General features: G+C 68.5%; 13 protein-coding genes. 9 read left to right on the forward strand and 4 right to left on the reverse strand.

Features of this window, described 5'->3' with window-relative positions:
* Nucleotides 1-113 precede the first annotated feature (113 nt).
* The 4 genes from IDM40_RS00285 to IDM40_RS00300 all read left to right on the forward strand — a co-directional run bounded on the left by IDM40_RS00285 (nucleotide 114) and on the right by IDM40_RS00300 (nucleotide 5,799).
* Nucleotides 114-1,334 carry an oxygenase MpaB family protein gene (locus IDM40_RS00285; protein ID WP_193119815.1) on the forward strand — a complete coding sequence of 407 codons (1,221 nt, stop codon included), beginning with the start codon at nucleotides 114-116 and terminating at the stop codon, nucleotides 1,332-1,334.
* Between the two features lie 106 nt (nucleotides 1,335-1,440).
* Nucleotides 1,441-2,667 (forward strand): oxygenase MpaB family protein, encoded by a 1,227-nt coding sequence (locus tag IDM40_RS00290; protein WP_193119816.1) that lies wholly within the window; start codon nucleotides 1,441-1,443, stop codon nucleotides 2,665-2,667.
* 331 nt (nucleotides 2,668-2,998) lie between these two features.
* A complete protein-coding gene (locus IDM40_RS00295) occupies nucleotides 2,999-5,308 on the forward strand; it encodes a xanthine dehydrogenase family protein molybdopterin-binding subunit (protein WP_193119817.1) in 2,310 nt (769 codons plus the stop codon).
* 14 nt (nucleotides 5,309-5,322) lie between these two features.
* Complete coding sequence (locus tag IDM40_RS00300) at nucleotides 5,323-5,799, forward strand: (2Fe-2S)-binding protein (protein ID WP_193119818.1); 477 nt, start codon at nucleotides 5,323-5,325, stop codon at nucleotides 5,797-5,799.
* Nucleotides 5,800-5,931: 132 nt separating this feature from the next.
* Here the strand turns inward: IDM40_RS00300 and IDM40_RS00305 are convergent, their stop codons facing one another.
* The 3 genes from IDM40_RS00305 to IDM40_RS00315 all read right to left on the reverse strand — a co-directional run bounded on the left by IDM40_RS00305 (nucleotide 5,932) and on the right by IDM40_RS00315 (nucleotide 8,991).
* Nucleotides 5,932-6,621, reverse strand: a complete 690-nt coding sequence (locus IDM40_RS00305) for a TetR/AcrR family transcriptional regulator (RefSeq protein WP_193119819.1) — start codon at nucleotides 6,619-6,621, stop codon at nucleotides 5,932-5,934.
* 47 nt (nucleotides 6,622-6,668) lie between these two features.
* Nucleotides 6,669-7,919, reverse strand: coding sequence for a cytochrome P450 (locus IDM40_RS00310; protein WP_193119820.1), 1,251 nt, complete (start codon nucleotides 7,917-7,919; stop codon nucleotides 6,669-6,671).
* A gap of 169 nt (nucleotides 7,920-8,088) precedes the next feature.
* Complete coding sequence (locus IDM40_RS00315) at nucleotides 8,089-8,991, reverse strand: alpha/beta hydrolase (protein ID WP_216630155.1); 903 nt, start codon at nucleotides 8,989-8,991, stop codon at nucleotides 8,089-8,091.
* A gap of 608 nt (nucleotides 8,992-9,599) precedes the next feature.
* Between IDM40_RS00315 and IDM40_RS00320 the strand changes: the two genes are divergently transcribed.
* The 4 genes from IDM40_RS00320 (at nucleotide 9,600) to IDM40_RS00335 (ending at nucleotide 12,802) form a co-directional block, all read left to right on the forward strand.
* The gene (locus IDM40_RS00320; protein WP_193119821.1) at nucleotides 9,600-10,010 is read left to right on the forward strand and encodes an Hsp20/alpha crystallin family protein; all 411 of its coding nucleotides are present in this window, start codon (nucleotides 9,600-9,602) and stop codon (nucleotides 10,008-10,010) included.
* Between the two features lie 132 nt (nucleotides 10,011-10,142).
* A complete protein-coding gene (locus IDM40_RS00325) occupies nucleotides 10,143-10,520 on the forward strand; it encodes a DUF2267 domain-containing protein (protein ID WP_216630156.1) in 378 nt (125 codons plus the stop codon).
* 457 nt (nucleotides 10,521-10,977) lie between these two features.
* On the forward strand, nucleotides 10,978-11,505 hold the full coding sequence (locus tag IDM40_RS00330) for an EamA family transporter (RefSeq protein ID WP_193119822.1): 528 nt from the start codon (nucleotides 10,978-10,980) through the stop codon (nucleotides 11,503-11,505).
* A gap of 598 nt (nucleotides 11,506-12,103) precedes the next feature.
* Nucleotides 12,104-12,802, forward strand: coding sequence for an RNA polymerase sigma factor (locus tag IDM40_RS00335; RefSeq protein ID WP_193119823.1), 699 nt, complete (start codon nucleotides 12,104-12,106; stop codon nucleotides 12,800-12,802).
* Nucleotides 12,803-12,893: 91 nt separating this feature from the next.
* Here IDM40_RS00335 and IDM40_RS00340 read toward each other — a convergent pair whose 3' ends face one another.
* Nucleotides 12,894-13,718 (reverse strand): hypothetical protein, encoded by an 825-nt coding sequence (locus IDM40_RS00340; RefSeq protein WP_193119824.1) that lies wholly within the window; start codon nucleotides 13,716-13,718, stop codon nucleotides 12,894-12,896.
* A gap of 253 nt (nucleotides 13,719-13,971) precedes the next feature.
* Here IDM40_RS00340 and IDM40_RS00345 point away from each other — a divergent pair, with 253 nt between their 5' ends.
* Nucleotides 13,972-14,679, forward strand: a complete 708-nt coding sequence (locus IDM40_RS00345; protein ID WP_193119825.1) for an RNA polymerase sigma factor — start codon at nucleotides 13,972-13,974, stop codon at nucleotides 14,677-14,679.
* Nucleotides 14,680-14,688 lie beyond the last annotated feature (9 nt).

Here is a 14,688-nt window from a genome sequence, read left to right on the forward strand (position 1 = left end):
TCTTCAATCACGGGTCTGGCGTTCCGCATTCTCCTGTGTTTCGCTGATGAAACACAGAATCAGGTTGTGTATCACAATATCACCAGCCTGGATCTCGAGAGAGGAGTCCGAGCATGGCCCATTTCAGTAGGCGTCAGGCTCTGATAGCCGGTGGCGCGTTCGGCGCGCTCGTGGCAGCAGCACCCGCCCAGGCACGCTCGCTCGTCGGATGGAACTGGTCCCCCGGCGACTCGGTGGCCGGCACCGGGGCCGGCCTCGACCCGCACGAGGTGTGGGACGCGGCGGCAGATCCGCTCCTGAAGTCCCTCCTGGACCGCGGTGCCGTCCCCGGGGTCAACGACCTGCTGTGGGACTGGGAGACCAACGAACAGCCCCTCCCCGACGGGCTCCCCTCGGACCTGCGCGACTTCATGGAGGACGCGCGCCGGCTCCCGTCGTGGGCGGACCACGACAAGCTCGAGCTCGCTGCCGAGTTCAACAAGAGCCACGGCATCTACCTCAACCTGGCCAACGGCCCGGGCGGGGGCATGCTCGCCGCCGCGATCCCCCAGGAAGCCCGTGCCGTCTATTACTCCAACGGCGGCGCGGACATGGAGTCCCGGGTGGCCAAGACGAGCATCTTCGGGTTCTCCGTCGGCTCGCTCGACGCGTTCCGGCCCGAGGGCACATGCGTGGTCGAGTGCTTGAAGACCCGTCTGGTGCACGCCGCCGTGCGGCACCTGCTGCCGCAGTCCGAGCACTGGCGCGAGTCGGCGGACGAGGACATCCCGATCAACCAGGAAGACATGCTGGTCACCTGGCACACCCTGCCGACCTTCGCGATGCGCAGCATGGAGGACTGGGAGGTCCCTGTCACCGATGACGAGGCCGAGGCCTACCTTCACGTGTGGCAGGTGACCGCGGCCATGATCGGGATCTCCGAGGAATACATCCCGGCCACGTGGCAGGCGGCCTACGAGCAGTCGGACGAAATCATGGCCCGGAACATGGGGCCCACCGACGAGGGCATCTGGATCGCCGACACCCTGCTCTCCCAGCTCTCCAACCGGTTCCACGAGGCCACCCGCCCGATGGTCAACTCCCTGGCCCGGTTCCTGATCGGGGACGAGACCGCCGACTGGATCGAGATCCCGCGCGAGGAGCGGTGGGACGACCTGGTGCCCCGGGCGTGGTCGTCCCTCGTCCAGTTCCGCAACGGCGTGATCGGCCTTCCGGCGGTGCCCCAGCTCGCGTGGACCATCGACGAACTCCTGCGCCAGTACGTCCTGCACGACCTCACTGGCGGGGAGGAGACCAAGATCGAGATCCCCACCTCGAACCGCCCCGACTACTGACCCCGGGCACCCGAACAACGCTGCCGCATGCAGTACCCCCTACCCCCTCATACCCCCTCATCCCCCGGGCTCCGGTGATCCGGCCGGCCCGGTGAAGGAGACACAGATGAAGGACGTCAGCAGACGAACCATCCTCGCCTCGGGCGGAGCGCTCGGCGCGTTCGCCATGATGTCACCTGCCTACGCGCGCGCCATGACCGACTGGAACTGGCCGGCGAGCCGATCCGTCGCCGGTGCCGGTACCGGGATCGACCCGTTGCAGGTGTGGGACCCCAAAGCCGACCCGGTGGTGGCCTCACTCCTCGAGGACGGGGTGGTCCCCGAGGTCAACGAACTGCTGCGCGAGTGGACCCGCAACGACCAGCCCCTGCCCGACGGCCTGCCCTCGGAGCTCAAGGACTTCATGGAAGAGGCCCGGCAGCTTCCCTCCTGGGCCGACGAGGACAAACTGGCCGCTGCCGTGGACTTCAACGAGAAGCGCGGTCTCTACACCGGCGTCCTGTACGGGATGGCCAGCGGGATGATGGCCACCGTGATCCCGCAGGAGGCCCTGGCGGTCTACTACTCCAAGGGGGGCTCGGACATGAAGCCCCGCATCTCCAAAACCGCCAAGCTCGGCTACGACATCGGCACCACGAACGCCTACCAACCGGACGGCGAGATGATCGTGACCGCGGTCAAGACCCGGCTCGTGCATGCTGCGGTCCGCCATCTGCTGCCCCAGTCCCAGCACTGGTCCGAGGTCGCCCCGGAGGAGATCCCCATCAGCCAGGCCGATGTCATGGTCACGTGGCACAGCCTGGCCACGACCGTGATGCAGAAGATCAGGGAGTGGGAGATCCCGGTCGAGGACGCGGAGTCCGAAGGCTACCTGCACGTGTGGCAGGTGACCGCGAGCATGCTCGGGGTCGACGACGAGTACATCCCGGCGTCGTGGGACGCCGCGGACGAACAGGCCGAACAGGTCCTCGACCCGATCCTCGCCCCGACTCGTGAAGGCGTCGCCCTGGCCGAGCTCCTCCTGCAGTTGCCCGAGGAGGTCGACCGGGGGATCCTCAGCAGGCCGCTCATCGGTGCATTCACCCGGTACGTCCTCGGTGACCAGATCGCCGAGTGGCTGGAGATCCCCGAGGAGCCCTTCTGGGACAGTGCGCTCAACACCTTCTGGGAACCGTTCATCGCCGTACGCGAGGGTGTGCTCGACAGGTTCCCCGGAAGCAGCACGCTCTACTGGCAGTTCGACGAACTCCTGCGCCAGGCGATGCTGCTCTTCCTCTCCGAGGCGGAGCCGATCAGCATCGAGATCCCCACGCACAACAACCCGGACTACTGATCCGGCACCCGGTCCGGACCGGACCTCCCAGGACCGGCCGCTGATGGCCGTGCACGCTCCCTTCGATCGCACCCCAAGGTGTCCCGTGGATCTGCGCCACGTCCGAGCGGAGGCACACCCGGTGATCGGGACCGCACGGCGACAGGAGCGGCCGAGGTCCGCGGCGCGGTCGTTCCGTGCCGCGGGCCGGCCGTCCTCGCCGACGTCGCACCGTCGAACGTGCGGCGCCGGCGAGGGCACCCACCTGGTCACGGCCGCAATGGCCGACGACACACCGCAGCAGGGCCGCACAACAGCGGCGAACGGACCGAGGGATGACGGGAACGATTCGATGAGCACCGACGGAGAAGCCCCTGTGTCCGAACCCGGCGGACACGTCGTCGGACGACGGAGATTCTTCGGGTACGTGCTGGCCGGGGCCACCTTGGTCACCGCGGCAGGCCCGATTCCGGCCACAGCTGCCTGGGCGGAGGAGGCCCAGAACGAGTCCCTGTCCGGGTCGGTCGATCTCAACGACGTGATGACGCTGGCTGCGAGACCGACCTCGAACCTGATCAAGGTCGAGGTGCACGAGGACAGCACGGTCTCCTTCGCCCTTCCGCGCGCCGAGACCGGCCAGGGCATCACCACCTCGACCGCGATGCTGATCGCCGAGGAGCTGGACGTGCCGGTGTCCCAGGTGCGGGTCACCTTGGCCGACGCCAGACCGGAACTGGTGTTCAATCAGCTCACCGGGGCCTCGAACACGACCATCTCGACCTACACCCCGGTCCGGACCGCCGCCGCGATCGCGCGCCGGCGCTTGTTGGAAGCGGCAGCGGACGAGTTCGGGGCCGACCTCGACGACCTCGTCCTGCGGGAAGGGGTGATCAGCGACGGCTCCGGGCACAGCGCACAGATCGGCTCCCTCGTCGAGAAAGCCGCGAGCGAGAATACCGAAGAGGTCAGCGTGGACCTCAAGACGAGCGAGGACTTCAGCGTCATCGGGGAACCCCAGAACCGCATCGACGCGGTCGAAGCGGTGACGGGGCGCAAGAAGTTCACCCTGGACCTCGATGTGGACGATGCACTACCGACCATGGTGTGCCGTGCCCCGACGATCAACGGCACGCCCGAGTCGGTCGTCAACACCGACGAGGTCCTGCAGATGCCCGGTGTCACCGACGTCGCCACCATCTCGACCGGGGTGGCCGTGAGGGCCGAGACCTTCGGGCAGTGCATCGACGCCGTGCGCGCCCTCGAGGTGTCCTGGGAGCCGGGAAGCGTCGACGGGCTCTCCGACGAGGACGTGCTCCAGGAGCTGCAGGAGGCCGAGCTTCCGATGGTGCCCGCTCCGCCGGGCAGTTCGACCGTGGACGAGACCTTCACCTTCTACTTCCGCAACAACAGCGCCTTGGAACCCAACTGCGCGATCGCCGACGTGCGCTCCGACAGCGCGGAGATCTGGTCGGGGCTGAAAGCACCGATCGTCGCCCGCGGCGCGATCGCCGAGAAGATCGGCCTCAGGCCCAGCGCCGTCACCGTGCACGTGCCCGAGAGCGGCGGTTCCTTCGGGCGCAAGCTGTTCTTCGACGCCGCTGTCGAGGCCGCCGAGGCGTCCAAGGAGATCGGCAAGCCCGTCAAGCTCATGTGGCACCGCGCCGACGACACCCGGCAGGGCCGCACCCAGCCCATGGCCACGTCCCGAGTGCGTATCTCCCACGACGGTGACCGGGTCCTGCGCTACGACCAGCGGCACACGAGTGTCGCCACCGATCTGAGCCACGGGTTCGGCGACGTCGTCACCGCCATGGCGGCGGAGATTCCGGGCCTCGACGGCACGTTCGCCCAGGTGTTCTTCCAACTATCCCAAGCCAGGTCGTACGACTTCGGCCACGAGAGCCGGCTGCTCAACGAGGTGAACCGGGGCTTCAATACCGGCAGCATGCGCAACGTCTACTCACCGAACGTGGTCTGTGCCCGGGAGCTCATGGTCGACCGCCTCGCGCAGGAGTTGGACCGCGACCCTTACGAGTTCCGGCGTGAACTCCTGACCGACGAACGGGCCCGGGCCGCGCTGGACAGGGTCGCCGAGGTCGGCGAGTGGGGACGGGAGATGCCCTCCGACACCGCCCAGGGCATCGCCTTCATGCACGAGTACAAATCGGAGTGCGCGGTCCTGGCCGAGATCGACTGCCGCCAGGAGACCATCGACCGGGAGGTTCGCGACGGTGTGACCGGCCCCCGCGTGACCAAGGTGGTCCTGGCCGTCGACGTGGGTCTGGCGGTCAACCCCCGCGGTTTGGAGGCCCAGATGCAGGGCTGCGTCATGGACGGCATCGCACTCGCGATGACGTCCAGCCTGCATCTGGAGGACGGGCACTTCCTCGAGGCCAGCTGGGACAACTACTTCTACACACGCCAGTGGAACACCCCGCCGGAGATCGAGGTCGTCATCATGCCGGCGAGTGGGGAACCGGGAGGCGCCGGAGAGTTGGGCGTTGCTCCGGTGAAGGCCGCTGTGGCGTGCGCGTACGGCCGCGCGGTCGGGGCCATGCCCACGAGCTTTCCCATCAACCACGGGGACCTGTCCTTCGAGCCGAGACCGAACGTTCCCCCCGTCCCCGAGCCGCCCTCCGACGGCTTGGACAACGCCGAGTGAAGCGAGGAGCCCCCATGCCCGAGCACACGTTCCGACTCAACGGCGAGCAGGTCACCGTCGACGTCGCCGACGACGTCCGGCTGCTGTGGGTCCTGCGCGACGTCCTTGGTGTGACCGGCCCGAAGTACGGTTGCGGCATCAGCGTCTGCCAGGCCTGTGTGAGCCATGTCAACGGCAAGGCGGTCACGCCGTGCACCGTTCCGGTCGGGGATCTCGACGCATCCGACGAGGTCACCACCATCGAAGGGTTGCCCGACACGGTGGGCGAAGAACTGCACCCGATGCAGGAGGCCTGGCTGGAACAGGACGTCTCCCAATGCGGCTACTGCCAACCCGGACAGATCATGGCCGCCGTGGCGCTGGTGCGGCGTTCCGCAGAAGAAGGGCGCGACATCACCGACGACGACCTGGACGGGATCCGCAACATCTGCCGCTGCGGTACCTACCTGCGGATCCGCGAGGCGATCAGGGCCGGGGCCGCCCACATGTGAGCGGAGCGGCCGCCCCACCTGGAGGCCGGGCTGCCGACGACCCCGCGGAGGTGACGGTCCTGAGGAGTGTCACCTCCGCTACGACACCGAGCCGGGTTCGCCCTGCGGCTCCTGGCGGAGGGGGCCGCGCGGTCACGGACCTCCGGTGACGGCGCCTTCCGGAACCATGTCCGATGCACCCGTCGAGACCGGTGCCGACCAGAGCCCCGTGACGGCATCGGTCAGCCCGGCCGCGGCCCGATGCCAGGAACCCCGGGACGTGGGCCGCCCGTTCGCCAGGGCGTCCTCACGTTCGGCGATCATGTGGATCATCAGCTGGCGGGTCATGTCCTGACGCTCGAGGCGGATCTCCTCCGGTAGGTCGGGCAGGCAGCGGTGCACCTCTTCGACGGCGCGCGTCAGCGACGGTGAGTTCAGCGATTCCCGGGCCACTGCCTCGCGGTGCGAAGGGTCGCTCATCACCTGCGCGCTGAACCGTGCGAACCAACTGGGCACACCCAGGTCGGCCAGGTGCAGGGCGAAGGGCTCGACCATGCAGGCCACCCAGTCCCTGGTCGCGGTGGAGCCCTCGGCCTGCTCGACCATTCGGAGGCGGATGCTCTCGATCTGTTCCGTGTGCGCGCGCACGATCGCGCGGATCAGCCCGGACCTGGAACCGAAGTGGTAGCTGACCGCGGTGTTGTTGCCCTGCCCCGCGGCCAGTCCGATCTGGCGGTTGGAGACGTTGGCGACCCCGTGTTCGGCGAACAGCTGCTCTGCTGCGGCCAGGATGCTCTGCTGTGTCGCAACAGCGCGGTCCGACCTCGTCCCCCTGCCACTCATGGCTTCCACCTTATCGGCCCGGCTTCCGGCCCGGGGCCTGCGATCGCCTACCAGGTCACGGGCAGCTCGTGGATGCCGTAGATGACCGCGTCGTGCTTGAAGGGAACCTGTTCCACGTCGATGGCGGAGCGCAGGGTGGGGATGCGGCGGAACAGGGTCGGGTAGATGACCTGGAGTTCCATCCGGGCCAAGGGCTGACCGACGCAGTGGTGGGTCCCGGCGCCGAAGGCCAGGTGCGGCCGGGCGTTGCGTGTGATGTCGAAGGTGTCGGGGTCGGGGAACGCCCGGGGGTCGCGGTTGGCGAGCTCGCTGAGCAGGATGACGCCTTCGCCCGCCCGGATGGTCCGGCCCGCGATCTCGATGTCCTCCAGCGCTGTCCGGCGCCGCCCCAGGTGCACGATCGACAGGTACCGGAGCAGCTCCTCGACGGCGCCGGCGACCACCTCCGGGTCCTGGGTGTCGCGCACGGTGGCGAGCTGTCGGGGGTGCTCCAGCAGGAGGAGCGTGCCCAGGGAGATCATGTTGGCCGTGGTCTCGTGCCCGCCCAGGAGCAGGAGCACCCCCATCGCGGTCGCATCTCCGCGGGTGATCTCTCCGTTCTCCACGCGCTCACCGAGCGTGGAGAGCAGGTCGTCGCCGGGCTCGGCGATCTTCTTGCCGAGCAGGGTGTCGAGGTACTCGGTGAGGGCAGCGTGCGCCTTGCCCCGGGCTTCGGCGCCGGCGGTCGCGGAGACGATCGCCTTGCTGTTGGTCTGGAAGAACTGGTGGTCCTCGTAGGGCACCCCGAGCATTTCGGAGATGACCAGTGAGGGGATGGGCAGTGCCAGGGCTTCGACGAGGTCCGCGGGTCGGGGGCCCTCCAGCATGGCGTCGATGAAGTCGTCCGTCATCCTCTGCACGACGGGACGCAGCGCCTCGATCCGTTTGACGGTGAAGGCCCCGCTGACCATGCGGCGCAGGCGTGCGTGTTCAGGGTCGTCCATGCCGACGAAGCTCATCCCGCCTCCCCCCTTGCGCACCTTCCGGGGGTCGACGGGGCTGGGGAAACCCGGGTGGGAGAAGTCGGCGCTGAGGCGACGGTCGGCGAGCAGGGTCCTCTGTTCCGCGTGGCTGGTCACCACCCACGGGGTGCTGTCGCCCCAGGACCGGACCCTGGTGAGGGGGCCGAGTCCGGAGAGCGCCTGCATGTCGGGCGAGACCCCGAAGGGGCAGGCGGCCGAGCGGGGGTCGGGGAATTCGGGGGTGGCGGCGGAGGCGGTGGCCCCGCTCCCCGCCTCCTGGTCGACGTCGGTCCTCATGGCACCTGTCCCCCTTCTGTACGGCTCGCCGGGACAGGCCGTGCCCCGCAGGGGCAGTGAATACCCTGTGAGCGAATTAAGTCAAGCGCATGACTTAGTTTCGCGGCATCGCTGCCACTGCGGACCCGTGACCTTCCGACGGCGGCCGAGGAACGGGCCCGGCCCCTGGTCAGGGCTGGTGCAAGGCCTGGCGAACGTGCCCGGCCAGGAGCGAGTACACGTGCGCGGTGACGTCCGGGCTGCGGTCCATGATGTCGTAGCCGTGGTCCACACCGGGCACGTCATGGTGTTCGCGCAACACCCCGGCCCCCTCGAGAGCGCGGGCGTAACGCACGGCCTCGTCGCGCAGCGCGTCGAACTCGGCCGTGACCACGACCGCCGGAGCCAGCCCGCCGAGGTTCTCGGAGTTGGGTCCCCACGCCGGGGAGACCAGCGGGTTCTTGCGTGTGGCGGCGTCCGGGGCGTAACTGAGGCCGAACACCCGATTCATCCAGGGCGGCGGCACCTTGCTGTGCTCCCCGCCCGGCTTCCGACCCATGGGCGTGACCATGTCGAGCACCGGATAGTGCAGGACCTGCAAGGCCAGTGCGGGACCGCCCTCGTCCCGGGACATGCGGGCGACCGCGGCGCTCAACGAACCGCCCGCGCTCTGCCCGCCGATGCTCAGACGGGACCCGTCCCATTCCCGGGCCGGATCGGCCGCCCACGCGGCGACGTCGTGGACCTGCTCCAGCGACACGGGGAACGGGTACTGCGGGGCGGTGTCGTAGTCGACGTTGAGCACGACCACGTCGGCGTGGGTCATCAGGTACCGGCACCAGGCGTCGTCCTGTCGCGGGTGGCGGATCACGAAACCGCCACCGTGCACGTTGACGTGCACCGGTGTGGACGCGGTCGCGCCGGACGGCCGGTAGACGGTGACGCGCACGGGGCCGTGGCGGGTGGGCACGGTGACGTCGTGGACGTCGGCGGGCAGGTCCGAGAACGTGCGCTTGGACGCGGGCGCGTGGCGGCTGAGCGAGCTCATCACGCGGCCGGTGGCCCGAGCGGCGATCTTGTACAGGTTGGGCATGGGACCATTGTGGAACCACGTCCGGGCGGGCATCCAGCGGGTTCGACGCCGGGCCGAAGCGCCTCGGTACGACCGGGGTGCAGATCCGCCGTTCTCCACCCAGTAGGGCGCGCGTTCGTCGGCCTTGACCTCCATGACCGCGTACGTCGGGTTGATGATGCAGCGGCTCTGGGATTCCACGCGCAGGTCGAAATCGCGGTCGCGACCGCGCACGCGGCACGCCTGCCCGGTGAGAGACACACCGCAGGCCGCGTCCGACGTGGGGCATGCTTCCCCCATCTCGCGTGGCCCTGCCGCCCGCCCGGCCCTGGCCGCCCGTGCACGGGCGGCGGCGCTCGCGCGCGCGTCGAGCGCAGCCCGCCGGCGCCGCGTACGACCGACCCTGGTCGAGCACATGTTTGGCGCCGGCGCCACGAGGCTAGTGGGACCCCACATGCGCTCTCGGCGGCCCGCACGGGGGCGGGTGCCGCCGAGAACCCTGCCGGTCGGCCCGGGTGGCTCGTGCTCCATCCGTGGGCCGACCGCGCCCGGAGGTACCGATGGGCGAACAACGGCGCAGCCGCAACCCTTTCAACGGACTCGTGGACGTGATCAGTGAAATGAACCGGATGGCCGACCGATCCCACGGAGTGGACACCAGACATCAGGAGAAGGCGCATACACACGCCAACGCCTGGACCCCGGCCGTGGACATCGCCGCCGTGGGCGATCAACTGGTGATCTGTGCGGACCTGGCCGGGGTGAAGGAGGACGACCTCGACATCACCTACAGCCCTCCGGAGCTGACCATCGCTGGGCAGCGGCGCACAGACCTCGGTCAGAACCAGCAGGCGGTCCACCACACCCGGGAGCTGAGTCGGGGCCGATTCCGCCGCACCTTCACCCTGCCCCAGGGGATCAGCCGCGAGGACGTGGACCTGACCCTGGCCGAAGGGCTCCTGACCATCACGGTGAACGGCTACGGCCAAGCAGGCGACCGGCGTCGGCTCGCCGTCAACAGTCGGCGACCGCGCACCTGAGACACACCACTCACGAGCCGCAGGCGTCCGCGTCCTGCCCGCAGAGTGTCGGCCCTGTCCATCCGTGCAGCAGCCAGGGCCATGCCGCAGGAGGCCCGGACCACAACGACCGACCTCGAAAGAGAGGAACAAGTGCAGTACCACGAGTTCATCGCCCAGGTCAGCCAAGACCCGTCCATCACCGACAACGAGCACGCCGAGGCAGCCATCACCGCGACTCTGCAGGTCCTGGGCCGGCGCCTGGCCGGCGGGGAGCCGTCGGACCTGGCTGCTCAGCTGCCGGTCGGCTTCAAAGACCTGTTGGCGGAGCACACCGGTGCGGCCGAGGCCTTCGACGTGGATGAGTTCCTGCGCCGTATCGCCCAGCGCGAGGGCCGTGGCTGCGGCCCCGAACAGGCACGCGAGCACGCCAGGGCCGTAATGGGCACGATCGCAGGTTCCATCAGCGCCGGCGAGGTCAACAACCTTCGCTCGCAACTGCCGGCCGGATACGCGTTTCTGCTGGACTGAAGGCTCACGGCAGGGCCCGGGAGAGGGAACCACACGAAGGGCGGTGGGGCACGGGCAGACCTGTTCCGGGCACCCTCAGGAGGCCCCGGGCCTGCGGTACGGGGCACGTCGGCGTCGGCACCCGTGGCCGCCGGTGTCCCGATGCGTGCACTTGTGTGAGGTCAGGGACGATAGTCCCACCCTCGCAGGGGACTTCGCCCCCTCTTGGCCACAGGGGGTGATGACCCCTTACACTCAGCGATCAAACATGCTGGAATCCTGCTGTGCCCACCGGTAGCGACCCGAGGCACAGCGGACCGCCCCCGTGTACAGGGGGAGGCCATGGACGGTCCGCACGGGGCCGGCGCCCGCTTCGTGCTTGGTGGGGCGTCGGCCCCTTTCCCCGAACGGGGGTCGGTGCCCGTGCCACTGACGCCGACGCCGAAACCGACCCTCTCAGGACCGATCGCCGCTGCCGGTGCGCGACGCACGCACCCCCGGCGCCCTCGACACGCTCGGCCCCGGCCGACCATTCGCGGGCAGGCGCGCTCGCGCCCGCGTCGAGGTCGCGTTCGGGTATCCCCTCTACTTCATGCTCCGCCGCCGCTTCCGGGTCGATACGCCGTCAGCGCTCATGCTCGAGGTCGCGGTACTCGTCCCCGCCAGTGCGGTGTTCGTACTGCGCCCGGAGCCGTTCTGGGCCTTCCTCGACCATCCCGAGAACTGGCTCGGGGCGGGGCTGCTCGGCTTGCTGACAGCGGCCGGTTTCACCGCTCACACCATCGCGCAGCGCTCCTTGCCTATGAGCCTGTTCGGCCTACTGGCCCACCTGGAACCGATCTTGCTGGTCGTGGCCTCGGTTCTGGTCCTCGGAGAATCCCTGGGCCCGGACGATGCCCTCACCTACGGCGCGATCGCGCCGGCGATCATGGTGCTCGTGTTCGAGGGCCTACGCACGCACCGTGTTTCGCGGCTGAAGCCTTCCGGACCACCCGCGGGAGTGTGACGCCGCCGGCGGTCACCCCACCTGGGCCGCAGAAAAGGGCCCACCGGACGGTGGACCCTTCGATGACCTGCTGTTTCTGTGTCGGGACGGCGGGATTTGAACCCACGACCCCTTGACCCCCAGGCAAGGTGAGCCCGGCCGGGAGAGGTCGAGAAGGGTCACTCAGGAACATGAACACCCTGGCCAGAGCACATCGTCTGGCCAGCAGAGGACGGGAACGGTCGTAGAGGGGCGCCCGCGGGCGCCCCTCTTTCAACCCCACCTCTACCCCACCAGGCTGGCCCCTCCAGATCCGAGCAGCAGAGCCCTCGACCGATGCAGGGACCCGCGTTCCGAACCTCGCCTGAACCGCAGCTGTCCCCAGGCACGGACCCTCCGGATGGGCCGCAGCGATGCGCAAAGTCGCGGCCGATCGAGGAGACAGCCACGAAATACCTCTTGGCAAGAACCATCGCACATGGAATCTGCGTACGCATATGCGGGGCCTTGCGTGAGCAACAAACACACGTTCATACGCACTTGTGCAAGGTGCTCATGTACTGCCAATCAAAGATGACTTCATGACTCTTCACCTTTCCAAGAAAGGGGTTGAGTCGAGATGAACACCCCGATCACCGTTGCCCGCAGTGCCTTCGAGACTCTGACGACGCATCACGGCCCGACCGTGTTGGAGATATCGGCGCTGGATGGCAGGCGAAACATCGGTCTGAATTGGCTGGCACAACGGATCCCGCACCTGGAGCAGGGCCTCTCCGACAAAGTGTGGCAGGCGGTGATCGAACGCGTGCGAAGCGAGGAACCGGATTGGGTGACGGTGGGAGTAGGTCTGGCCTCGAAACCACTGTGGTCTGTGGTCAACAGGGTCGGCCGCGGGCGCCCCTTCAGTGAGCGCCGCGAGGAGTTGGAAGCCGAGCTTGTAGCATCCTGGATCACCCAGCTCCATGAGGTGGACACGAGCAGTACAAACCTGTTGGATCACATGTGGGCAGACGCTTTTAAAGCTGGACAGCGGTGGCGCTACCGTACAGGGCGTGACTTTTATCAGCTCACCGGGATCACGAGCGGCGCAGCTCACGCACCTGTAGGCGGGAGCCCAGAGATCGCCCTTGCCGAAGCAGTGGAGGCGACTTCGATGACTTCTACCGACGCCGAGCTGATTTCGGCCACACGAATCGGAGGGCGTTCCCTTCGAGAGACCGCGCGACAACTTCAGCTGCCTTACAGCACAGCCAAACGCCGGCGGCGGAAGGCCGAGAACACCATCTCCGAACTGCTGACACAGGAGACCCGCAGCTGACCCTCAGCCTCGAGCAGCAGGCCACGACCGCCTTTTCGGTCAAGGCTCGGACGTGGCCATGCCCGCAGTCAGGCGGTCACGGCGGGCCACCTCACTGCTCGGCGCGGTAGGAGCGCGTTCCACGGCAGGCACGCGGCAGGCACCCCGGCACCGGTCCTTCCTGTTCCGGGGAGATGTCGGCACCGCCCAAGGGGCGGCACGAATGGTGGAGGTAACCGGTATCAGCGAGTGGCATGCCGGTCGCTGCCGTCTCGGTGGTGTGGTGCCGCACCGCCGTATCGAGGGCAACGGCTTCGCGCCAGGCGTCGGGGTCGGTTTCGCGCAGTTCGGCCCAGTCGGCGTCGGAGCGCTCCGGACAGCCCAAGCACGCCAAGCCTCGGGTGCCGATGCCGTGGTGGTGGTTGAACCACACGCAGTCCCGGTCGCGCCAGCCCAGGTCGAAGAGCGGGTAGTTCAGACGCAACAAGCGGGGCCACGCGTGTTGCGGGGGCACGCGTGATGCGTACTCGGCGCCCAGACCCAGGACCACGTCCACCCGCCCGTGCTCCTGCTGGTCGACCCATGTGCGCAGGTGGTCGGTCAGAGCCAACAACTGGGTGCCGGAGCAGGCGTTGGGCAGGCGTCCCGTGGTGCCGTAGCGGTCGAGGGTGAAGAGCGGCAGCGGACTCGGGCTCTGGCTCCAGGCGCGTTCGGCGATGTCGGTGGCGTCGGCTCGGATGAGTTCGGCGCCGGCCTGCTGGCACAGCGTGTGGACGTGCTTGAGGTAGCGCTCGGTCGAGGCGGGGTAGAGGCCGGTGTCGGCGTAGAGGACGTGGTCAATCGGGTCCAGTACGTGGTGGGCGGCCAGCAGGAGCACGGTGGTGGCTCCGGGGCTGCCGTCCAGGAGCAGGACGCGTTCCGTTCGGTGTGTGGGCATGGGTGTGGTCGTCGATCTCGGTCATCGAACGCCTCACCCCTCCAGGGGAACGGGAAGGCGTTTTGCGCTCACCCCGGATTGGATGCGTACGCACAACCCGAGTGCGTACGCCAGACGGTCTCCCGGCGATTCGCGAGGCCGCCGGCGTGCGTGCGTTCCCGGTACGCACCGGGTGCGCAGGCGATCAGCGTGCTCATGTTCTGCGCAGGGCGTGTGTCGTGCTGGGAGCTCCCCGATGCGTAAGGGAGCGATCATGACGACTGCACCGTTCGACTGGAATGCCCCGTTCGCCTCCATCGACTACGCCTTTGAGCTGCTCATGAGCGGCCCCGGCCAGCCGGTCCTGACCTCGGCCGGGGGCGAGCTCACGGCCGGGCAGGTGGTGAGGGCCTTGCGCCGGTCTTCTCCCGAGACCACTGATGCTGTGTGGCGGTGCGTGCTGATGCAGGTGCGTTCGGGCCATGCGGCATGGACGGTGGTGGCCGCTGTCGCGATGGCGCCGCGGATGATCGCGGCCAGCCGCCGATACGCGCAGATGCCCGGGCACGAGAGCGCCGACATCGACGCCGAACTGCTCGCATGCCTGCTCGAGCAGTTCCACACCCTCGACACAGGCCAAGAGCACATCGGTCAGCGGTTGTGGCAAGCGCTGGCCAACACTGCATGCCGCCATGCCTACCGCAGGCGTGCCGAGGTGGACCAGGTGGCCCGGGCACTGCCGGATCCAGCGTCCTGCCCTACGGGCCGGGGCCCGGTCACGGTGCTGGCCGAGGCGGTGGCCGTCGGCCTGGTCACCGAGGAGCAGTCGGAGCTGGTCGCCCGCACCCGGTTGGAAGGCACGAGCCTCAAGCGCGTGGCCAACCAGATGGGACTGTCCTACATGACCGCTCGGCGGCGCCGGGTCGCTGCGGAGGACGCCCTGGCCGGGGCCCTGGTCACGGCCGAGTTCGAGACCGGGTGAGCGCAAAAC

Source organism: Nocardiopsis coralli (assembly GCF_014892575.1).
Taxonomy (GTDB): Bacteria; Actinomycetota; Actinomycetes; order Streptosporangiales; family Streptosporangiaceae; genus Nocardiopsis; species Nocardiopsis coralli.

What these genes read in the sequence shown, in the direction of transcription:
- IDM40_RS00345 (WP_193119825.1), top strand. Translation starts at nt 13,972, where the DNA reads ATGACGACTGCACCGTTCGACTGGAATGCCCCGTTCGCCTCCATCGAC.
- IDM40_RS00340 (WP_193119824.1), bottom strand. Translation starts at nt 13,718, where the DNA reads ATGCCCACACACCGAACGGAACGCGTCCTGCTCCTGGACGGCAGCCCC.
- IDM40_RS00300 (WP_193119818.1), top strand. Translation starts at nt 5,323, where the DNA reads ATGCCCGAGCACACGTTCCGACTCAACGGCGAGCAGGTCACCGTCGAC.
- IDM40_RS00285 (WP_193119815.1), top strand. Translation starts at nt 114, where the DNA reads ATGGCCCATTTCAGTAGGCGTCAGGCTCTGATAGCCGGTGGCGCGTTC.
- IDM40_RS00290 (WP_193119816.1), top strand. Translation starts at nt 1,441, where the DNA reads ATGAAGGACGTCAGCAGACGAACCATCCTCGCCTCGGGCGGAGCGCTC.
- IDM40_RS00310 (WP_193119820.1), bottom strand. Translation starts at nt 7,919, where the DNA reads ATGAGGACCGACGTCGACCAGGAGGCGGGGAGCGGGGCCACCGCCTCC.
- IDM40_RS00320 (WP_193119821.1), top strand. Translation starts at nt 9,600, where the DNA reads ATGGCCGACCGATCCCACGGAGTGGACACCAGACATCAGGAGAAGGCG.
- IDM40_RS00315 (WP_216630155.1), bottom strand. Translation starts at nt 8,991, where the DNA reads ATGCCCAACCTGTACAAGATCGCCGCTCGGGCCACCGGCCGCGTGATG.
- IDM40_RS00305 (WP_193119819.1), bottom strand. Translation starts at nt 6,621, where the DNA reads ATGAGTGGCAGGGGGACGAGGTCGGACCGCGCTGTTGCGACACAGCAG.
- IDM40_RS00335 (WP_193119823.1), top strand. Translation starts at nt 12,104, where the DNA reads ATGAACACCCCGATCACCGTTGCCCGCAGTGCCTTCGAGACTCTGACG.
- IDM40_RS00295 (WP_193119817.1), top strand. Translation starts at nt 2,999, where the DNA reads ATGAGCACCGACGGAGAAGCCCCTGTGTCCGAACCCGGCGGACACGTC.